The organism is Caulobacter endophyticus (genome assembly GCF_003116815.1).
Classification (GTDB): Bacteria; Pseudomonadota; Alphaproteobacteria; order Caulobacterales; family Caulobacteraceae; genus Caulobacter; species Caulobacter endophyticus.
The window spans coordinates 237,075-256,693 of sequence record NZ_QDKQ01000071.1 but is presented as its reverse complement, the minus strand read 5'-3'; the positions used below and the strand labels follow the sequence as shown (position 1 = coordinate 256,693).

The following is a 19,619-nucleotide window of genomic DNA, read 5'->3' as shown; positions in this document are numbered from 1 at the left end:
CGTTACTCCGCCGCGATCAGCTTGGCGCCCTGCACGTGCAGGCGACCGCTACGATAGGAAGCGATCCGCTCTTCAACCTCGTGGCGGAAGTGGCGGAACAGACCCTGGATCGGCCAGGCGGCCGCGTCGCCCAGGGCGCAGATGGTGTGACCCTCGACCTGGGTCGTGACGTCCAAAAGGGTGTCGATTTCCTTCGGATCGGCTTCGCCGGTGGCCATGCGCTCCATGACGCGCCACATCCAGCCGGTGCCTTCGCGGCACGGCGTGCACTGACCGCAGCTCTCGTGCTTGTAGAAGTACGACAGGCGGGCGATGGCGCGGACCAGGTCGGTGGACTTGTCCATGACGATGACGGCGGCGGTGCCCAGGCCCGACTTCAGGTTACGCAGGGCGTCGAAGTCCATCGGCAGGTCTTCGCACTGCTCGGCCGGGATCATCGGAACCGACGAACCGCCGGGGATGACGGCCTTGAGATTACCCCAGCCGCCGCGGATGCCGCCGCAGTGATCTTCCATCAGCTGACGGAAGGGGATGCTCATGGCTTCTTCGACGTTGCAGGGCAGGTTCACGTGGCCCGAGACGCAGAACAGCTTGGTGCCGGCGTTGTTGGGACGGCCGAAACCGGCGAACCAGGCCGCGCCGCGGCGCAGGATCGTACCGGCGACGGCGATGCTCTCGACGTTGTTGACCGTGGTCGGCATGCCATAGAGGCCAGCGCCGGCCGGGAACGGAGGCTTTAGGCGCGGCTGGCCTTTCTTGCCTTCCAGGCTTTCCAGCAGGGCCGTCTCTTCGCCGCAGATATAGGCGCCGGCGCCGTGGTGGACGTAGATGTCGAAGTCCCAGCCGTGGATGTTATCCTTGCCGACTAGCTTGGCCTCGTAGGCTTGCTTGATCGCCGCTTCCAGGCGCTCGCGCTCGAAGACGTATTCGCCGCGGATGTAGATGTAGCAGGCGTGGGCCAGCATGGCGCGCGAGGCGATCAGGCAGCCCTCGATCAGGAGATGCGGGTCATGCCGCATGATCTCCCGGTCCTTGCAGGTGCCCGGCTCGGACTCGTCGGCGTTGACGACGAGATAGTGCGGACGACCTTCCTTCACTTCCTTGGGCATGAAGGACCACTTCAGACCGGTCGAGAAACCAGCGCCCCCACGGCCTCGCAGACCGGAGTTCTTCATGTTCTCGATGATCCAGTCGCGCCCGGCGTCCAGAATATCCTTGGTGCCGTTCCAGCAACCGCGCGCCTTCGCACCTTCCAGACCCCAGTCCTGGAGCCCGTAAAGGTTGGTGAAGATGCGATCCTTGTCTTCGAGGATACCGACCATGACTCTAGCTTTGCGGATCGAATGGATGGGTGCGGACATAGCGCGTCCGCCGGACGATGACATAGGCGAAAAGCAGCCAACCGGCGCCGATCACCAAAAGACCTGTGGGCGTAGCCCAGGCTGGCGCGCCGGGGACCTCCCGGCCCCAGATCAGCAGCAGCACGCCCGCCAGGCTGGCCAGGAAACCGAAGGCCCGTTCCTTGCGGTACAGGCTTCGGATCGTGGCCACGTAGGCCCGCCGCTTGTCGGCGAGGTCGTCGCTCATGGCGCCCTCCCCGCTTCCGGCGTTTCAGGCTTGGTGGCATTCAGCCAGCCGAGCACGAACCAGATCTGGGCGCCCAGCCCGGCGACGATCGCCAGGACGAACACCGGCAGCAGCCAGGAGACGTGGAAAGCCACGTGCCCGACGATCGCCGCGCCGGCCAGCAGGAAGCACACGACGTCGATGGCGATCATCGTCGTGAAGCGCTTCTTCTGTTGGACGGCCACGTCGGTCATCAGGCGGCGGGCTCCGCCTTGGTCTTCTTCGGCTTCTCGGGCAGGTTCGGGATCTTGATCTTCTTGGCCGCCGAGCCGTCGTACAGCTTCGGATCGGTCAAGGTCTGGATCTTGTCCTTCGGCTCCGAGGACTTGCGGCCCTCGTAGCTGCCCGGCTGCGGGGCCTTGCCCGCGGCGAAGTCGTCGAGGATCTGGGCCAGGCTCTCCGGCGTCAGGTCTTCGTAGTAGTAGTCGTTGATGGCCGCCATCGGGGCGTTGCAGCAGGCGCCGAGGCACTCGACCTCTTCCCAGCTGAACTTGCCGTCGGCCGAGACCGAGTGGGCCGGGCCGATCTTCTTCTCCAGCACCGAGCGCAGGTCGAGCGCGCCGCGCAGCTGGCAGGGCGTGGTGCCGCACAGCTGGACGAAGGCGGTCTTACCCACCGGGGCCAGCTGGAACATCACGTAGAAGGTGGCCACTTCGAGAACGCGGATGACCGGCATCTCGAGCTGGCGCGCGATCTCCTGGATCGCGGGCTCCTGCACCCAGCCTTCCTGCTTCTGGGCCAGCCACAGCATCGGGATCACCGCCGACTGCTTGCGGGCGGCGGGGTACTTGGCTTTCCACCAGTCGGCCTTGGCCTGGCTTTCGGCCGAGAAGGCGAAGCTGGCGGGCTGTTCCTTGGCGAGACGACGGACGCTCATCGGGCGAAATCCACGCGGACGATCTTGTCGCCCTTGAAGGTGTAGATGGCGGCGACCTGGAAAGGCGCGTCGCCGTTGCCGCGGTCGACGTGCTCGTGATCGATCACGTTCGAGCCGACCACGATGCGGTTCAGCAGCTTCGCGTGGTTCTTGGGGAACTCGGCGAAGGTCTTGGCGTAGAAGGCGCGGTAGGCCTCGATGCCCGTGCGCGCCACCTCGCCGTTCAGGCCGGCAACGACCACGTCGTCGGCGAAGTGGGCGCAGTGGGCGTCCAGATCCTGGGCGTTGTAGGCGTCCAGCTGGGCCTGGGCGATGGTTTCCAGGCTCATCGGTCGACCTCGCCGAACACGATGTCGAGCGAGCCCAGGATGGCCGAAACGTCGGCCAACTGGTGGCCGCGGTTCATCCAGTCCATGGCGGCCAGGTGCGAGAAGCCCGGAGCCTTGATCTTGCAGCGGTACGGCTTGTTGGTGCCGTTGCTGACGACGTAGACGCCGAACTCGCCCTTGGGGGCTTCGACGGCCGCGTAGACCTCGCCTTCCGGCGTCTTGAAGCCCTCGGTATAGAGCTTGAAGTGGTGGATCAGGGCTTCCATCGAGCGCTTCATCTCGGCGCGACGGGGCGGGCTGACCTTGTTGTCCTCGCTCAGCACCGGACCCGGCGTGGCGCGCAGCATGGCCACGGCCTGCAGGATGATCTTGGTGCTCTCGCGCATCTCCTGCATGCGGCAGAGATAACGGTCGTAGCAGTCGCCGTTCTTGCCCAGCGGGATGTCGAACTCGAACTCGTTGTAGTTCTCGTACGGCTGGTTGCGGCGCAGGTCCCAGGCGATGCCCGAACCGCGCACCATCACGCCCGAGAAGCCCCAGGCCCAGGCGTCTTCCTTGCTCACGACGCCGATATCGACGTTGCGCTGCTTGAAGATGCGGTTGTCGGTGATCAGGCCTTCGATGTCGTCGCAGATCTTGGGGAAAGCCTTCGCCCAGGTCTCGATGTCGTCGATCAGGCTCGGGGTCAAGTCCTGGTGGACGCCGCCCGGACGGAAGTAGTTGGCGTGCAGGCGAGCGCCGCAGGCGCGCTCGTAGAACACCATCAGCTTCTCGCGCTCCTCGAAGCCCCAGAGCGGCGGCGTCAGGGCGCCGACGTCCATGGCCTGGGTCGTCACGTTCAGCAGGTGGTTAAGGATCCGGCCGATCTCGCAGAACAGCACGCGCACGATCTGGCCGCGCTTGGGCACTTCAACGCCCAGCAGCTTCTCGATCGCCAGGCAGAACGCATGCTCCTGGTTCATCGGCGCCACGTAGTCGAGGCGGTCGAAGTACGGAATGTTCTGCAGATAGGTGCGCGCTTCCATCAGCTTCTCGGTGCCGCGGTGCAGCAGGCCGATGTGCGGATCGACGCGCTCGACGATTTCACCGTCGAGCTCCAGCACCAGGCGCAGCACGCCGTGCGCGGCCGGGTGCTGGGGGCCGAAGTTGATGTTGAACTTGCGGACCGGGGTTTCCGGGATCGCCGGAACGGTCGGTTCGTCGCGGAAGAAGTCGGTCGCCGCGGCGGGAGCGTTCGTGCCAGTCATGACTTAAGCCTTCTCCGCCTTCTCGTCGCCCGGCAGGGCGTACTTGGCGCCCTCCCACGGAGAGAGGAAGTCGAATGCGCGGTACTCGGTGATCTTCACGGGTTCGTAGACGACGCGCTTGAGCTCGTCGTCGTAGCGGACCTCGACATAGCCCGTCATCGGGAAGTCTTTCCGCAGCGGGTGACCGTGGAAGCCGTAGTCCGTCAGGATGCGGCGCAGGTCCGGGTGGCCTTCGAAGAACACGCCGTACATGTCGAACACTTCGCGCTCGAACCAATCGGCGACCGGGAACACGGGCGTAGCGCTCGGCACCGGGGTGTCTTCGTCGGTCTGCACCTTCACGCGGACGCGGACGTTCTTCACCATCGACAGCAGGTGGTAGACCACGTCGAAACGCGCGGCGCGTTCCGGATAGTCGACCGCCGTCAGGTCCACCAGCTGGTGGAAGCGGTAGTCGGGGTGATCGCGCAGGTAGGTCAGCAGCTCGACCACGCGGTTGGCCGAACCCAGCAGGTTCAGCTCGCCGAACGCCACGTTGTACGAGGCGATCGCGCCGGCCGAGTTGGCGACGATCGCCTGGCCGAGGGCTTCGAGGTCTTGGCTCATCGCTCGATGGTCCCCGTGCGACGGATCTTCTTCTGGAGCTGCAGCACGCCGTAGACGAGCGCTTCGGCCGTAGGCGGGCAGCCCGGCACGTAGATGTCGATCGGCACGACGCGGTCGCAGCCGCGAACGACGCTGTAGCTGTAATAGTAGTAGCCGCCGCCGTTGGCGCAGCTGCCCATCGAGATGACGTAGCGGGGCTCGGGCATCTGGTCGTAGACCTTGCGCAGAGCCGGAGCCATCTTGTTGGTCAGCGTACCGGCGACGATCATCACGTCCGACTGGCGCGGGCTGGCGCGCGGGGCGAAGCCGTAGCGCTCCAGGTCGTAGCGCGGCATGGCCGAGTGCATCATCTCGACGGCGCAGCAGGCCAGGCCGAACGTCATCCACATCAGCGAGCCCGTGCGGGCCCAGGTGATGAGGTCGTCGGCGGCGGCCGTGATGAAGCCCTTGTCGGCCAGCTGCTGCGATACGCCGTCGAAGAAGGCGTCGTGCAGCTTGGGGTCATAGCCCTGCACGGTCGAGCGGCCAGCGGCGCCGGCCGGAACGACGGGCGAGCTGTTGGCGGGAACGATCACTCCCATTCGAGGGCGCCCTTCTTCCATTCGTAGATAAAGCCGACGGTCAGAACACCAAGGAACGCCATCATGGACCAGAAGGCGTAGGCGGCGACGTCGTGCGGCAACTTCAGCAGCGTGACGGCCCACGGGAACAGGAACGCCACTTCGAGGTCGAAGATGATGAAGAGGATCGACACCAGGTAGAACCGGACGTCGAACTTCATGCGCGCATCGTCGAAGGCGTTGAAGCCGCATTCATATGCGGACAGCTTTTCCGGGTCCGGCGCCTTGGGCGCGAGCACGGCGGCAGCCAACATGAAGACGATGCCGATAACAGCCGCGATCCCGAGGAAGATCACGATCGGCAGGTACTGGAGAAGGAAGGCGTTCATGACAGCCCTTGGCTTGAATCGGCCGCGTTGTAGCCCAGTGTTTCCCCCGCTTCAAACGCCCGGGCCACATTGAGAAACGATCGCAACTGCAAGCCATCCACAGGTTCTGCGACATGGCCGTTGACACGAGTCTCGGCCCGACATATCAGACGCCCCTCGCCGCTACGGCGGGTCGCACTTCCGCCTCGGCGGACAGCAAATGCGGATGTAGCTCAGTTGGTTAGAGCGCCGGCCTGTCACGCCGGAGGTCGCGGGTTCGAGCCCCGTCATTCGCGCCACCTTCTTCTCGAAGGTAGCGATCCGAGTTAAAAGCGAGCGCTTCGTAGGGTTTAACGGCCTTACGCGACGCGGATGTAGCTCAGTTGGTTAGAGCGCCGGCCTGTCACGCCGGAGGTCGCGGGTTCGAGCCCCGTCATTCGCGCCATTTCTCCCCTCCCCCCTTTTTCAAGTCTGCCCGCTTAGGCGTCGCTTCGTGCCGCTTGAGCGCGCGGTCCTCGCGGCCACTGCGACAAATTGTGTCGGCCAACGGTTGTTACCGACCGGTCGCATCCCATGTAGCGGACATGACCCAGTCCGCCGATCTTCCGTTTTCCGTCCTCGATCTGTCGCCGGTTCCTCAAGGAACAACGGTCAGTCAGGCGCTCGCCAATACTTTGGACCTCGCTCGCCACGCCGAGTCGCTAGGTTTCCACAGATATTGGCTGGCCGAGCACCACAACATGCCCGGTATCGCCAGCGCCGCCACAACCGTGGTTATTGGTCACGTGGCCGCCGGAACCTCGAAGATTCGAGTCGGGTCTGGCGGAATCATGCTGCCCAACCACGCGCCGCTGATGATCGCCGAGGCTTTCGGTACGCTGGCGGCGCTGCATCCGGGCAGAATCGACCTTGGCCTTGGCCGCGCGCCGGGTACGGACCAGGCCACGATCCGCGCCTTGCGCCGCTATGCGGGCTCGGTCGACCGCTTCGCCGAGGACGTCGTCGAGCTTCAGCACTGGTTCCAACCGGCCACGCCCGACCAAGCCGTGCGCGCGGTTCCGGGCGAAGGCCAGGACGTGCCGCTGTGGCTGCTGGGCTCCAGCACCTACGGCGCCCAGCTGGCCGCGGCCCTGGGCCTGCCCTACGCCTTCGCCGCCCACTTCGCGCCGGAACAGCTGATGCAGGCCGTCGAGGTCTATCGCCGCGGCTTCCGCCCGTCGGCCCAGCTCGACAAGCCCTACTTCATGATCTGCATCGGGGTCTGCGCCGCCGACACCGACGAGGAGGCCCAGCGCCTGCACACCTCAACCCAGCAGCAGTTTCTGGCCCTGCGCCGTGGCAACCCCGGCCTGCTGCCGCCGCCGGTCGACGACATCACCGCCATCGCCTCGCCCGCCGAGCTGGCCGGCGTGAACAACACCTTCCGCTATTCGGCGATCGGCTCGCCCGCGACCGTGGCCGACAAGCTGCGCGCGGTGATCGAGGCCACCGGCGCCGACGAGGTGATGGCCGCCTCGCAGATTCATGACCACGCCGCGCGCCTGCGCAGCTATGAGATTCTTGCAGGCCTGCGCGACGAACTTCGCCGCGCCGCCTGAGGTTCTCTTTATTCTCTAGTGCGAGGCGGCCGCGACGGCCGCTTCGCCGAGAAAGGCCCGCGCTCCGCTGAGGCGGGCATAGATTTCGGTCAGGCGCTGGAACACCGGCGTCCACCCGTGGCGGGTTTCGGCCCGCAGCCGCGCGGCGCGGCCCAGGGCGGCCATGTCGCGGGCGAACAGCGCCTCGATCGCTTCGGCGAACACGCCGCCTTCCGAAGCCGAGGCCAGCACCCCAACCTCCTCGTCGACGCTTTCGGCCACGCCGCCGGCCGCCACCCCGACCACCGGCAGGCCGCAGGCCATGGCTTCCAGCACGATCAGGCCGAAAGGCTCGTTGTCATTGGCGTGAACGAAGGCGTCGCAGCCGGCCAGGATCGCGGCCAGGGCTTCGGGATCGCGCTGATAGTCCATGGCGATCACCTGATCGCTGGCCCGCGCGCCAGCGCCGGCCCCGATCAGCAGCAGCACGTAGGGCTCGCCCAGCCGCTCGACCGCGTCGACCAGCACGTCGAGCTTCTTTTCCCGCGCCGGACGGCCGGCGAAGACGAGGATCCGGTGGCGATCTGTCAGTCCCAGGCGCTTGCGCAGGGCCGCGCGATCCCCACGCGCGGGATGAAAGGTGTCTACGTCGACACCCAGCGGCAGGCCGATGGCGTCGCGAACTCCCGCTTCAACCAGGCGACCGGCGATGAAATGGCTGGGGGCCACGGCCTGGTCGAACTGGCGGTAGATCGCCGCCCAGCGCTTCTGGACCGGCTTTTCCGCCCATTCACCGATGTGCAGCGCCGCCAGGGCCCCCAGATCGGTATGGCAGAATCCGACGACCGGCACGCCCAGAGCGTCGCCCGCCTTCAGCGCGGCCAGGCCCGGCGTATAGGGATCGCCGGCTTCGATGACGTCGGGACGCTGGCGGATCAGCCGCTCCATCCAGCTGGTCTTGCCGATCGGCCAGCGATAGCCGTCGCCGAACGGCAGCGGCGCGGCGTAGATCGACACCCGTCCGTGGCCGTCATGAGCATCGCGCGGCCCTGGCACCACCAGGGTGTGGCGCACGCCGGGCCGATTTTCGGCCAGCCAGGCGCGCTTGGCGTTCAGATAGCGCCGCACCCCGCCGCTGCGCGGCGCATACAGCATCGTCGTATCGACGAGACGGGCCGGCCGGCCTGGTTTTGATCGAATCTGGTCCTGCGGCGCGCCGGCGTCGGGGCTCGGCGGAGAAGAGGGCAGCAAATCGATCACGCCGTACCTCGCTACTGCAGAGGGAGCCGTCTTACGCGGCCGCCAAGCCATAAGGTGCTCGGGCGGCGGGAGGTTCCTCCGAAGCTGGACCGTTGTCCAGCCGCGTGACGCCACCCTACGTCGCGTCGCGCACCGGCGCAAAAACCATATTTCGGTTCCCTGGATTGATCGGCTCCCGCGTCGTAGGAGGAGCCAACGGGGGTATCCGACATGGCGCGTTTTCTGTTCACTACCTGGGAAGGCGGCGGTCATGTGCAGCCGCTGCTGATGGTCGCCGCCGACATGATCGCGCGCGGCCACGAGGTGCTGGCGATCAGCGATCCGGCCAACGCCGCCGACGCCCAGGCCCTGGGCGTTCCGTTCCGTCCCTGGACGACCGCGCCGTTCCAGACCGGCAAGACCCGCGACGACGATCGTCTGCGCGACTTCGAGGCCGACAATCCGATGGCCGTCATAGAGCGTCTGCTCGAACGGGTGATGACCGGCCCCGCCGGCGCCTATGCCCGCGACACGCTCGACGCCCTGGACGATTTCCCGGCCGACGTGGTCGTGACCCAGGAACTGCTGCTGGGCGTGATGGTCGCCGCCCAGACGCGGGGAACGAAGCTCGCCCTGCTTTCGGCCAATATCTGGTCGCTGCCCAACCTGCCCGGCGCGCCGCCGTTCGGGGCCGGCATGGCCCCGGCGGCCGACGATCAGGAGCGGGCCATGCACGCCATGGTCGCCCAAATGGCCCGGGGCCTGTTCCAATCAGGCCTGCCGGCGCTGAACGCCGCCCGCGCCGAGCATGGCCTGCCGGCGCTGGACGATCTCTTCGCCCAGTTCGACGCCGCCGACGCCATCCTGCTGGCGACCAGCCCGGCCTTCGACTTCGCGCCCGATCCCCTGCCTGCTCCGTTCTCCCATGTCGGCCCATACCTGGCCGATCCGGCCTGGGTGGAGCCCGCGCCGCTGCCGCAGGGCGACGCGCCGCTGGTGCTGGTGTCGTTCTCCAGCCTCTACCAGGCGCAGGAGGCGACGCTGCGCAACGTCATCGCAGCCCTGTCCAGCCTGCCCGTTCGCGCGCTGGTGACCACCGGTCCAACGCTGGATCCGGCGCAGTTCGAGGCGCCGGCCCACGTGAAGATCGTGCGCAGCGCCCCTCACGGCGAGGTGTTGAAAGACGCCGCCGCCATCGTCACCCACGCCGGCCACGGCTCGGTGTTGCGGCCGCTGATGGCCGGGGTTCCGCTGCTGTGCCTGCCGATGGGCCGCGACCAGAACGACAACGCCATGCGCGCCGCCCACCGCGGCGCGGCCATCACCCTGGCGCCCGACGCCTCTCCCGACCGCATCGCCGAGGCGCTGACCCGCCTGCTCGACGATCCGACCTACCGCCAAGCGGCCAAGGCCCTGGGCGACGGGATCTCCCGCGACGCCGAGGAGCGCCACGCCGCCCAGGCGCTGGAGACGCTGGTTTAGCCGCTCACCAATCGTCGCGGCCGTTCAGATAGGTCACCGGCAGCGGCGACAGGTCGAAGTCGTTCAGCAGCCGCACATTGATGCTGACACGCGGGTTGTCGTAGTCGGCCACGCCGGTGCTGAAGTCGGGGAACTCGCTGTAGGTCCCGCAGCCGCAGATGGCGCAGTGATGGTGCGAGCCCATGTAACCGCCCCACTGATAGGTCGAAACCCGGTCGCGCGCGGTCAGCAGCCTGAAGGTCTCCGGCGTGTAGTAGGCGACCAGCGCGCCGCGCTTGGAGCAGAACGAGCAGTTGCAACTGGTCAGCTCGGTCGGCGCGGTCTCGACCTGGAACTGGGTGGCGCCGCAATGGCAGCTTCCCTTGACGGACATGGCGATCTCCCTTTGGCGTCCAATGCTGGGGAGACTGCCGAAGGTCCGCTGACAGCCTGGTGTCAGCATTGGCCTTTAAGGATCCTGGTGGGCGGTGAGGGGATCGAACCCCCGACCCTCTCGGTGTAAACGAGACGCTCTACCGCTGAGCTAACCGCCCCTTCGCAGGGTCGCGCCTTCTAGCCGCAGTCGGGCCGCATGGGAAGCGCGCATAGAAAAGGGCGGGCCGTCATCCAACGCCCCGCCCCTTAGAAACCGAAACGGGATCAGCCGTTCAGGGTGGTCTTCAGGCCTTCACCGACCTGGAAGCGGGCGGTCTTCGAGGCCGGACGCTCGACGGTCTCGCCGGTGCGCGGGTTGCGCGCGGTGCCGGCGGCCCGGGTCACGGCCTTGAAGGTGCCGAAGCCCACCAGACGCACGTCCGAGCCCGACTTCAGCGAAGTGGTCACGGTGTCGATGAAAGCTTCCAGGGCGTCCTTCGCCTGGTTCTTGTTGATGCCCGCCTTTTCGGCGATCGCCGTGACGAGTTCGGCTTTCGTGGTCATTTTTGTCTCCCAGCCAATAAGCGGCGGCGCTGCAACAGCTTACGCCGCTTCGCTCGCGTGGAAGTATGCGGGCTTCGCAAGCCCCGTCAAACGAAGGCGGCGCGGAAAGATCCCGCGCCGCCCTACTTATCAACAATAAGTTACTGTTAGTGCGTAAGAACGGCGTCGTCCCCGGCGTCGTCGGCCTTGGCGGGGCCCGAAAGGGGCTCTTCCGATTCGCTCCACTCGACCGGAGTCAGCGGTCCGACCAGCGCGTGCTTCAGCACTTCGTCGACCGTGGAGACCGGAATGATCTCCAGGCCCGACTTCACGCTTTCCGGCACGTCGACGAGATCCTTCTCGTTTTCCTGCGGGATCAGCACAGTTTTGACGCCCGAACGAAGGGCCGCCAGCAGCTTCTCCTTCAGACCCCCGATGGCGGTGACCCGGCCACGCAGGGTGATCTCGCCGGTCATGGCGATATCCTTGCGGATCGGGATGCCGGTCAGCACCGAGACCATGGCCAGAGCCATGGCGATGCCGGCCGACGGACCGTCCTTGGGCGTGGCGCCGTCCGGCACGTGCACGTGGACGTCGGTCTTCTCGAAGATCGGCGGCTTGATGCCGAACGACGTCGCCCGCGAGCGGACGTAGCTGTTGGCCGCCGAGATCGACTCCTTCATCACCTCCTTGAGGTTGCCGGTGACCGTCATGCGGCCCTTGCCCGGCATCTTCACGGCTTCGATGGTCAGGATGTCGCCGCCGAACTCCGTCCAGGCCAGACCGGTGACGATGCCGACCTGGTCGACTTCGTCGGTCTCGCCGTAGCGGTACTTCTTGACGCCGGCGTACTTGGCCAGGCGCGCGTCGTCGATGGTGATGCTAGTCAGCTTCTCGCGAGCCAGGTCACGCACCGTCTTGCGGGCCAGGTTGCCCAGTTCCCGCTCCAGCGACCGCACGCCGGCTTCCCGGGTGTAGTAGCGGATCAGGTCGCGGATGGCCGCGTCCGGCACAACGAACTCGCTGTCCTTCAGCCCGTGATCCTTGGCCAGCTTGGGCAGGACGTGACGCTTGGCGATCTCCAGCTTCTCGTCCTCGGTGTAGCCGGGGATGCGGATGATCTCCATGCGGTCCAGCAGCGGCTGGGGCATGTTCAGGCTGTTGGCCGTGGTGACGAACATCACCTGCGACAGGTCGTAGTCGACCTCCAGGTAGTGATCGCCGAAGGTCGAGTTCTGCGACGGATCGAGCACTTCGAGCAGGGCCGAGGCGGGATCGCCGCGGTAGTCGCTGCCCATCTTGTCGATCTCGTCGAGCAGGACGAAGGCGTTGGTGGTCTTGGCCTTCTTCATCGACTGGATGACCTTGCCGGGCATCGAGCCGATATAGGTGCGGCGGTGACCGCGGATCTCGGCCTCGTCACGCACGCCGCCGAGGCTCATGCGCACGAATTCGCGACCCGTCGCCTTGGCGATGGACTTGCCCAGCGAGGTCTTGCCGACGCCCGGAGGGCCGACGAGGCACAGGATCGGGCCTTTCAACGAATTGGTCCGGGCCTGCACGGCCAGGTATTCCAGGATCCGCTCCTTGACCTTTTCCAGGCCGTAGTGGTCGGCGTCGAGAATGTCCTCGCTCTCGGCCAGGTCGATCTTCTTGCTCTTGGCCTTGCCCCACGGGATCGACAGCAGCCAGTCCAGATAGTTGCGGACCACCGTGCTCTCGGCCGACATCGGGCTCATGTTGCGCAGCTTCTTCAGCTCGCCCTCGGCCTTTGCCCGGGCTTCCTTCGAAAGCTTGGTCTTCTTGATGCGCTTCTCGAGCTCGATCAGTTCGTCGCGCGAGTCATCCGGGTCGCCCAGCTCGCGCTGGATCGCCTTCATCTGCTCGTTCAGATAGTATTCGCGCTGGGTCTTCTCCATCTGGCGCTTCACGCGCGAGCGGATCTTCTTCTCGACCTGCAGCACCGAGATCTCGCCTTCCATGAGGGCGAAGATCTTCTCCAGGCGCTTGGTGACGTCGAAGATTTCCAGCAGGTGCTGCTTGTCGCCGATCTTCACCGACAGGTGAGCGGCGATGCTGTCGGCCAGCTTGCCCGGCTCGGCGATCTGCGGGATCGCGGCCAGGGCCTCGGGCGGCACCTTCTTGTTGAGTTTGACGTAGTTCTCGAACTGCTCGACGACCGCGCGCGACAGCGCCTCGGCCTCGGGGCCCGCGCCCTGGTCCTCGCTGACCTCGCCGACCTGGGCCTCGTAATAGGCTTCCTGGTCGGTGAAGCGCACGACCGCGGCGCGGCCCTTGCCCTCGACCAGCACCTTGACGGTGCCGTCAGGCAGTTTCAGCAGCTGCAGAACGGTGGCCATCACGCCGACGTCATAGATGTCGGCCGGGGCCGGATCGTCGTCGGCGCTGTTCTTCTGGGTGACGAGCAGGATCTGCTTGTCCCCGCGCATTACTTCCTCGAGGGCGCGCACGGACTTGTCGCGGCCCACGAACAGCGGAACCACCATGTGCGGGAACACAACGATATCCCGCAGGGGCAACACAGGAAGCGTACGGATCTCAGACATATTTTCACTCCCGGCCGGCGCGCAAACCCCGCGCCTCGCCATGCGGACTGCCGTCACTTCAGACGATGCGCCTGAGTCGTACAGTCCGTCCGCCCGGGACTGGGCGGATGGTCGTTATTTATGTGGACCTTTTGCGACTTGGTTCAAGCATGCTCGCCTCCCAGCGGCGACAAGTCGCGCATTGGTGGCGAAGCTGCAGGAAAGCAAGCTGGGCGGTTGACGCAAGGGGCAGGATCGGCGGCTTGGCTGGAGGGCTAGCGGCAGGATCGTGCGTGACGCCTCCGCTGCGAGATCGCCTCCGGCCCCAAGGTGCTCCCGCTCGGGGCCAGGACTTCCGGTGTCGACCCCTACGCCTTCGGCGTCGTGATCACCGGCGGCGCCCGCTTGGCCAGCGCCGCCACCCTGGCCGCCGCATCCGCCTCGATATCCGCCCAGAACAGGTTGTAGCCGTCGACCTTGCGGCGATCGGTCCAGGAGCCGGTGTCGCGCAGCGAGGCCGACTTGGGCCGGCCGGTGTGCAGCAGGCCGTTCTCGCACTGGGCCCAGACCTGGCGCTTGAGGAAGGCCGGACGGGCGCCCCATTCCAGGCCGGTGGCGTTGACAGCGCCGAGATTGAGCCTGGCCTGAGCGCGCTCGTCGGTCTGTGCGCCGAGCACGGGATTGACGCACAGCGGCTTGCGGCCGTTGAGGTTTTCCAGCTGGTCGCCGCCCATCCAGGTCAGCGAGCGGCCCAGCCACTCCTGGGCCTTCTGGAAGTCGCCGTCGGTCAGGGAGGCCCAGGCCACCACGCAGCCGGCCTCGTCGCGGCGGACGCAGGCAGGCACGGGCGCGGCCGGGCCATACTCGTCGGCGGGCACCGCGGTCTCGATCAGGTAGACCCCGGCCAGGCGGTCCTTGAGCGCGGGATTGGGCGCAATCTCCTCGGCGATCAGGCGGGCCAGCAGGCTGCCGCCCTGCTCCACCCCGACCAGCACCAGCGGCCGGCCCTGATCGTAGTGGTCGCGCCAGGCGCGGAAGGCCTCGCGCACGTCGCCATAGGCGAAGCGGCGCGCCTCGCGGGCGTCGTCGCGAAGGGTCAGGAAGGTGTAGAGGCTGGCCTGGCGATAATGGGGCGCGAAGATCCGCCCCACGCGCGAGAACGGCGCGGCGTAGTTGGGCAGCACCACGCGGTTCAGATAGCGGCCGGCCTTGGGTTGGTCGTAGGGCGCGTTCCAGTCGCGGCCGCCGTCGAAGGTGGTCGGATGGACGAAGAACACGTCGGCGGCCCGGTCCATGCCCGTGGCCCCGCGCGGCAGCAGCGCCCAGGCGGCCGGATCGGCATAGTTGGGGGCCGGCGGCGGGTCGTAGGTCTGGAACGGGACCTTGGGGTCCAGCGTCGTGCGCAGGATATCGTAGCGCCAGTAGAACGCCGCCGTCAGGACGATCCCCAGCACGAGGACGCATCCTGCGAAGATCCAGCGCTTGAAGCCCTTGAAGCGTCCCGACATGTGTCTCGACTACACCAGGTCGGGGCGTCGCACTACGCCCCTTCCCGCCCGATGATGGCCACCGAGCAGACATTGCTGGCCGGGGCCCCTCCGAGATTGTGGGTCATGCCCAGCACCGGGTCGCGCAATTGCCGCTCGCCCGCCCGTCCCTGCAGCTGCAGGTACATCTCATAGAGCATGCGCAGGCCCGAGGCGCCGATCGGATGGCCAAAGCACTTCAGCCCGCCGTCGATCTGGCACGGCAGCGCGCCGTCCGCGTCGTAGAAGCCGTCCAGCACGTCGCGCCAGCCCCGCCCCTCGGCCGAGATGAACAGGTCCTCCATGGTGACCAGCTCCGTCACCGAGAAGCAGTCGTGCACCTCCATCATCGAGACCTGCTCGCGCGGGCGCTCGATGCCGGCCTCCTTGTAGGCCTTGCCCGCCGCGATGCGGGCGGTGTGGAAGTGACTGCCGTCCCAGCCGTTGTACTGGCTCTCGTAGCCGTTGGAGACCGACAGCTGCAGCGCCTTGACCGTGACCAGGTCATGCTTGCCCAGCGCCCGGGCGATCTCGGGCGTGGTGACGATTGCGGCGGCCGCGCCGTCCGACACCCCGCAGCAGTCGAACAGCCCCAGCGGCTCGGCGATGATCGGGGCCTTCAGCGCCTGCTCCTCGGTGATGGGCTTCCTCAGGTGCGCCTTGGGGTTCTTGGCGCCGTTGGCGTGGCTCTTGACCGAGACGTGGGCGATGGCGCGCTTGAGGTCCTCCTTGGAGACCCCGTGCTTGGCGCGGTAGGCGCTGGCCAGCTGGGCGAAGTTGCCGGGCGCCGAGCCGTTGGGCATGACCTGCGGCGCCAGCGTGCCGGGCGCGCCGAACGGCAGGCCGCCATAGCCGGTGTCCTTCAGCTTCTCGACGCCGACGGCCAGGGCGATGTCGGCCGCGCCGGCGGCCACCGCGTAGACCGCGCCCCGGAAGGCCTCCGAGCCCGAGGCGCAGAAGTTCTCCACCCGGGTGACGGCGATGTTGGGCAGGCGCAGGGCGATCGACAGCGGCGTGCCGCCCTTGCCCGTGCCGATTTCGTCGATGTGGGTCGAGAACCAGGCCGCATCGAGCTGGCTGGCCTCGATGCCCGCGTCGCTCATCGCCTCGACATAGGCCTCGACCATCAGGTCGTCGGGCCCAGCGTCCCAGCGCTCGCCGAACTTGCTGCAGCCCATGCCGAGAATGGCGACCTTGTCGCGGATGCCGCTGGCCATCGGGGTCTCCTTCAGCTCGCCTTCTCGGGCGTATTGATCGGGTGTAACGTCGAGGCCATGGGCATGGTGATCCACGACGAGGAAACGCTGCGCATGGCGCAGGAACTGGCGGATCGTAAGGGTCTGAGCCTGCACGACGTCTTCGCCCAGGCGGTGCGCGCCGAACTCGATCGCATGCCGCCCAGGCGACGGCCCAAGACGCGCGAGGAAAAGCTGGCCTTTATAGCCGAGCTGCAGGCGCGTTCGGCCGCGCTTCCCGTCCTCGATCCTCGAACGCCCGAAGAGCTGCTGTACGACGAAGACGGCCTGCCGAAGTGATCGTCCTCGACACGTCCGCGGTGCTGGCCATCCTCTGGGGCGAGCCCGAGGCGGACCTGTTCATGAGAATGGTGGCCGACGCGGATGCGCTTGTGATGTCGACCGCGACCCGCCTTGAACTTCAGATCGTCTGCCTGCGCCGCAAAGGCCCGGCCGAGGTCGAGAACATCGAGCGCTTCGTCACCGAATTCGAGATCGGACTGGAGCCCTTCGACGAGCCGCAACTGGCGCTCGCGCAACGGGCCTTCGCCGAATACGGCGCCGGCCGCCACGGCCTGAACTTCGGCGACTGCTTCGCCTACGCCCTGGCCAAGGCGCGCGGCCTGCCTCTGCTGTTCAAGGGCGAGGACTTCGCCGCCACCGACGTCGCGCGGGCGATCTGACACCGCCCTACTCCGCCGCCTGGGCCGTGACGGCCGCCATAGCCGACCGGTCGGGCGCAGCCTTCCAGAAATAGCGGACGAAGCCGCGCTTCTCGTCGCGGTCCTTGATGCGGAAGACCATCTTCACCGGCAGGCCGGTCTCGACCTCGCCCGGGGCCACATCGGTAATGTCGAGCATGATCCGCCCGCCGCCCTCGAAGACGATCATGCCGTAGTGGTTGGGCGGGCTCATCGAGAAGGTCAGGTAGTCGGCCGAGTAGGTCAGCACGTGGGCCGCCCGCTCGGCGAAGCGGTAGGGCTCCTGGGTGTCGACGGCCGGATTGTTGGGGGCCACGGAGATGCGGGTGCGCGGAAACTGGACGACGCCGGTCTCGCGGCAGCGGCCGCCGACCAGCCCCAGGATCTGGTCGCGGTTGCGATAGAGGGTGGTCAGGGCGGTCTTGTTGTCCTTCTCGGCCCGCATGCCCCGGTCCCATTCGACGAGGTCGTTGAAGACAAGGAACTTCAGGTAGTTGGTCTCTTCCTGCCGATCGGCCAGCGAGCCGGTGACGCCGCGCGCCGGGCGGACGGCGGTATCGCCCACGCGGAAAAGCAAGGCCTCGGCGCCCTGGCCGAACTGAGCGACCAGCACGATCTGTCCGGGCGAGGCTTCCTCCAGCGCATGGGCCAGCAGCAGCGGGCCATGGGCCGCGCCTGCTTCGCCAAGTTGAGCGCCGAGCGTGTCGCGCACCGCCTCGGGACGGATGCCCAGAACCTTGGCCAAGGTCGCGCCCATGCCGGCGAACACCGACGGAAAGCAGAAGTGGTCGACCTGGGCGGCGTCGAGCCTCGCCGCCTCAAGCGCCGCCCGGATGGCCGGCGGAACCAGCTTGACGATGCCCTCGTCGCGGATCCAGCGCTCCTCCCAGGCATAGTCGAACTGCGCGTCGGCGCCCCGGAAGTGGTCGACGAAATCGTCGGTGACCGTGCCCCGGCCCAGGAACTCGGCGGCGGCGCCATCGGGCGCCATGACGAAGGCGACGGCGGCGTCGCCGAAATCCAGTTCCTGGGGCGAGGCCGCGCGGGCCCGGCGATGCTCGCCGGCGGCGACCAGCACGCGCTTGCCCGAAGCGGCGGCGTCGAGCGCCTGGCCGAGCGCCGTCAGGCCGCAGCGCTGCGAACCGGTGACGTCGGCCGAGGCGATCGAGGGCTCCAGCGTCAGGGCGGCGGCCAGGACGCCGGCGTTCTGGCGATCGGCGAAGGGTGCGGTCGTCGAGGCGAAGATCGCCGCGTTCACGGCCGCCCTGCCCTCGTCGTCCGGCCCCAGGGCGTCGCGGGCGGCCTCGACGGCCATGGTCAGGGCGTCCTCGTCCCAGTTGGCCATGGACCGCTCGCCCCTGGCCTTGCCGGCCAGGCCCGGCGCGATCCAGGCGTTGGCGGCGACGACGGCCTTGCGGCTGAGGCGAAGACGCGGCGCATAGGCGCCCCAGGCGGCGATGCCGACCATGTTCCACTCCCTGACCGACGCCTTATCCGGCGACTTATCGAGGTTCAGGTTACGCGCGCGGCAAGGGTCCGCAAGCGTGCCCCTTGGTCAACCGGAGAAGGCGTCGGGCGAGGTTACGCGCTCCAGGCGGAAGCCGAGGCCCAGCACGCGGGCGGGGATCCGGCGAAGGCGTGGAAAGCGCTCGAAGAGCTTCATCACCGCAGGCGCCTTCAGGGGCCGGCCGCTGAGCGCGGCGCCGATCAGACGGTTCTGGATCAGCACCTGCAGCGACTGCATGGCCTTCGTCGGCGGCAGGCGACGGCGCTGCACGGCCAGGGCCCGCTCGTCGAGAGCCGCGTCGTCCAGGGCGAAGGCGTCATGCAGGATGTTGGCGGCCGCGACGGCGTCCTGGACGGCGAGGTTGATCCCCACCCCGCCGACCGGCGACATGGCGTGGGCGGCGTCGCCGATGCACAGCAGGCCGGGCTTCGACCACCGCGTCAGCCGGTCGACGGCGACGGTCAGCAGGTGGACGTCGTCAAAGCTCGCAAGCTCGCCCACCCGGTCGGCGAGCATAGGCGCGGCCTGGGCGACGTCGCGACGGAAGGCCTCGATGCCGGCGGCCTTGATGACCTCGAAGCCGCCCTTCGCGGCGACGTAGCCGCATTGGTAGTATCCCTCGCGCGGGATGGTCACGAACATCCGCCCGGCGCTCGCCCGCCCCAGCGGCGCCTCCGGATCGTCGGCCGGCCTGCGTGACAGGCGCATCCACAGCACGTCTATCGGCGCGCCGAGATCCTCGACCGGCAGGCCGGCGGCGTCGCGCAGCAGCGAGCGGCGGCCATCGGCGGCGATCACCAGCCGCGCCCGGACCTCCATCTGCCCGTCGGGGGTCGCGGCGCGGACGCCGGCCACCCGGCCGTCGCGCTCGATCACGCCTTCGGCGCGAGCGTTCATGCGCAGGTCGAAGGTCGGATAGCGCCGCGCGGCGTCTGCCAGGAAGTCGAGGAAGTCCCACTGCGGCATCAGGGCGATGAAGGGCGCGGCGGTCTTCAGGCCGTTGAAGTCGGCCAGGTGGACGACCTCGTCGCCGACCTGGCCCGACAGCGCGCGGACCTCGGTATGCGGCAGCTTCAGAAAGTCATCCAGCAGGCCAAGGTCGGCCATGGCCTGCATCGTCGAAGGATGGACGGTGTCGCCCCGGAAGTCCCTCAGGAAGTCGCCATGCTTCTCAAGCACCACGACCCTCACCCCCGCCCTGGCCAGCAGAAGCCCGGCCATCATCCCCGCCGGACCACCGCCGACGATGCAGCAATCGGTATCGACGACGGCGGGATCGGCGGGCATGGCGGGCCT

Annotated in this window: 21 protein-coding genes and 3 tRNA genes; 6 read left to right on the top strand and 18 right to left on the bottom strand. The window is 67.5% G+C overall.

Annotated elements, in window-relative coordinates; genetic code table 11:
* Positions 1-2: 2 nt before the first annotated feature.
* From nuoF to DDF67_RS22535, 9 genes are read right to left on the bottom strand one after another with little or no spacing between them, the layout of a single operon-like run.
* Positions 3-1,322, bottom strand: a complete 1,320-nt coding sequence (gene nuoF / locus DDF67_RS22575; RefSeq protein ID WP_109455029.1) for an NADH-quinone oxidoreductase subunit NuoF — start codon at positions 1,320-1,322, stop codon at positions 3-5.
* A 4-nt stretch (positions 1,323-1,326) separates the two neighbouring features.
* The gene (locus DDF67_RS22570) at positions 1,327-1,587 is read right to left on the bottom strand and encodes a hypothetical protein (protein ID WP_101719846.1); all 261 of its coding nucleotides are present in this window, start codon (positions 1,585-1,587) and stop codon (positions 1,327-1,329) included.
* Entirely contained in the window at positions 1,584-1,820 is a 237-nt protein-coding gene (locus DDF67_RS22565; RefSeq protein ID WP_109455028.1) for a hypothetical protein, read from the bottom strand. Before DDF67_RS22565 ends, DDF67_RS22570 begins: the two co-directional genes overlap by 4 nt.
* Positions 1,820-2,503, bottom strand: coding sequence for an NADH-quinone oxidoreductase subunit NuoE (gene nuoE, locus DDF67_RS22560; protein WP_109455027.1), 684 nt, complete (start codon positions 2,501-2,503; stop codon positions 1,820-1,822). Before nuoE ends, DDF67_RS22565 begins: the two co-directional genes overlap by 1 nt.
* On the bottom strand, positions 2,500-2,832 hold the full coding sequence (locus DDF67_RS22555; RefSeq protein WP_109455026.1) for a nuclear transport factor 2 family protein: 333 nt from the start codon (positions 2,830-2,832) through the stop codon (positions 2,500-2,502). The genes nuoE and DDF67_RS22555 overlap by 4 nt, the downstream gene beginning before the upstream one ends.
* Positions 2,829-4,079, bottom strand: a complete 1,251-nt coding sequence (locus DDF67_RS22550) for an NADH-quinone oxidoreductase subunit D (RefSeq protein WP_109455025.1) — start codon at positions 4,077-4,079, stop codon at positions 2,829-2,831. The genes DDF67_RS22555 and DDF67_RS22550 overlap by 4 nt, the downstream gene beginning before the upstream one ends.
* 3 nt (positions 4,080-4,082) lie before the next feature.
* Positions 4,083-4,685, bottom strand: coding sequence for an NADH-quinone oxidoreductase subunit C (locus tag DDF67_RS22545; protein WP_109455024.1), 603 nt, complete (start codon positions 4,683-4,685; stop codon positions 4,083-4,085).
* The gene (locus DDF67_RS22540) at positions 4,682-5,287 is read right to left on the bottom strand and encodes a NuoB/complex I 20 kDa subunit family protein (RefSeq protein WP_101712996.1); all 606 of its coding nucleotides are present in this window, start codon (positions 5,285-5,287) and stop codon (positions 4,682-4,684) included. Before DDF67_RS22540 ends, DDF67_RS22545 begins: the two co-directional genes overlap by 4 nt.
* The gene (locus DDF67_RS22535; protein WP_109455023.1) at positions 5,257-5,634 is read right to left on the bottom strand and encodes an NADH-quinone oxidoreductase subunit A; all 378 of its coding nucleotides are present in this window, start codon (positions 5,632-5,634) and stop codon (positions 5,257-5,259) included. Before DDF67_RS22535 ends, DDF67_RS22540 begins: the two co-directional genes overlap by 31 nt.
* 201 nt (positions 5,635-5,835) lie before the next feature.
* Between DDF67_RS22535 and DDF67_RS22530 the strand changes: the two genes are divergently transcribed.
* The 3 genes from DDF67_RS22530 to DDF67_RS22520 all read left to right on the top strand — a co-directional run bounded on the left by DDF67_RS22530 (position 5,836) and on the right by DDF67_RS22520 (position 7,211).
* A tRNA-Asp gene (locus DDF67_RS22530) sits at positions 5,836-5,912 on the top strand.
* 69 nt (positions 5,913-5,981) lie between these two features.
* Positions 5,982-6,058 (top strand) — tRNA-Asp (locus tag DDF67_RS22525).
* A 139-nt stretch (positions 6,059-6,197) separates the two neighbouring features.
* The gene (locus tag DDF67_RS22520) at positions 6,198-7,211 is read left to right on the top strand and encodes an LLM class flavin-dependent oxidoreductase (protein WP_109455022.1); all 1,014 of its coding nucleotides are present in this window, start codon (positions 6,198-6,200) and stop codon (positions 7,209-7,211) included.
* Between the two features lie 15 nt (positions 7,212-7,226).
* Here the strand turns inward: DDF67_RS22520 and DDF67_RS22515 are convergent, their stop codons facing one another.
* On the bottom strand, positions 7,227-8,390 hold the full coding sequence (locus DDF67_RS22515) for a glycosyltransferase family 4 protein (protein WP_332888339.1): 1,164 nt from the start codon (positions 8,388-8,390) through the stop codon (positions 7,227-7,229).
* Between the two features lie 270 nt (positions 8,391-8,660).
* On the opposite strand from DDF67_RS22515, the gene DDF67_RS22510 reads away from it, so the two are divergent.
* The gene (locus DDF67_RS22510; RefSeq protein ID WP_109455020.1) at positions 8,661-9,911 is read left to right on the top strand and encodes a glycosyltransferase; all 1,251 of its coding nucleotides are present in this window, start codon (positions 8,661-8,663) and stop codon (positions 9,909-9,911) included.
* Between the two features lie 4 nt (positions 9,912-9,915).
* Here the strand turns inward: DDF67_RS22510 and DDF67_RS22505 are convergent, their stop codons facing one another.
* The 6 genes from DDF67_RS22505 to DDF67_RS22480 all read right to left on the bottom strand — a co-directional run bounded on the left by DDF67_RS22505 (position 9,916) and on the right by DDF67_RS22480 (position 16,097).
* Positions 9,916-10,284, bottom strand: a complete 369-nt coding sequence (locus DDF67_RS22505; RefSeq protein WP_109455019.1) for a GFA family protein — start codon at positions 10,282-10,284, stop codon at positions 9,916-9,918.
* A gap of 85 nt (positions 10,285-10,369) precedes the next feature.
* Positions 10,370-10,444, bottom strand: a tRNA-Val gene (locus DDF67_RS22500).
* A 106-nt stretch (positions 10,445-10,550) separates the two neighbouring features.
* Positions 10,551-10,829, bottom strand: coding sequence for an HU family DNA-binding protein (locus tag DDF67_RS22495; protein WP_058346343.1), 279 nt, complete (start codon positions 10,827-10,829; stop codon positions 10,551-10,553).
* A gap of 146 nt (positions 10,830-10,975) precedes the next feature.
* Positions 10,976-13,375, bottom strand: a complete 2,400-nt coding sequence (lon, locus tag DDF67_RS22490; RefSeq protein ID WP_109455018.1) for an endopeptidase La — start codon at positions 13,373-13,375, stop codon at positions 10,976-10,978.
* Positions 13,376-13,722: 347 nt separating this feature from the next.
* Positions 13,723-14,862: a DUF3089 domain-containing protein gene (locus tag DDF67_RS22485; RefSeq protein ID WP_109455017.1), complete on the bottom strand. Its 1,140-nt coding sequence runs from the start codon at positions 14,860-14,862 to the stop codon at positions 13,723-13,725.
* Between the two features lie 32 nt (positions 14,863-14,894).
* A complete protein-coding gene (locus DDF67_RS22480; protein WP_109455016.1) occupies positions 14,895-16,097 on the bottom strand; it encodes an acetyl-CoA acetyltransferase in 1,203 nt (400 codons plus the stop codon).
* A gap of 57 nt (positions 16,098-16,154) precedes the next feature.
* Between DDF67_RS22480 and DDF67_RS22475 the strand changes: the two genes are divergently transcribed.
* Positions 16,155-16,415 carry a type II toxin-antitoxin system VapB family antitoxin gene (locus DDF67_RS22475; protein WP_109455015.1) on the top strand — a complete coding sequence of 87 codons (261 nt, stop codon included), beginning with the start codon at positions 16,155-16,157 and terminating at the stop codon, positions 16,413-16,415.
* Positions 16,412-16,798 carry a type II toxin-antitoxin system VapC family toxin gene (locus DDF67_RS22470; RefSeq protein ID WP_199229316.1) on the top strand — a complete coding sequence of 129 codons (387 nt, stop codon included), beginning with the start codon at positions 16,412-16,414 and terminating at the stop codon, positions 16,796-16,798. Before DDF67_RS22475 ends, DDF67_RS22470 begins: the two co-directional genes overlap by 4 nt.
* A gap of 7 nt (positions 16,799-16,805) precedes the next feature.
* On the opposite strand, the gene DDF67_RS22465 is transcribed toward DDF67_RS22470, so the two are convergent.
* Both DDF67_RS22465 and DDF67_RS22460 read right to left on the bottom strand, forming a co-directional pair.
* Positions 16,806-18,284: an OB-fold domain-containing protein gene (locus tag DDF67_RS22465; protein ID WP_109455014.1), complete on the bottom strand. Its 1,479-nt coding sequence runs from the start codon at positions 18,282-18,284 to the stop codon at positions 16,806-16,808.
* Positions 18,285-18,371: 87 nt separating this feature from the next.
* Positions 18,372-19,610 carry an FAD-dependent oxidoreductase gene (locus tag DDF67_RS22460; protein ID WP_109455013.1) on the bottom strand — a complete coding sequence of 413 codons (1,239 nt, stop codon included), beginning with the start codon at positions 19,608-19,610 and terminating at the stop codon, positions 18,372-18,374.
* Positions 19,611-19,619 lie beyond the last annotated feature (9 nt).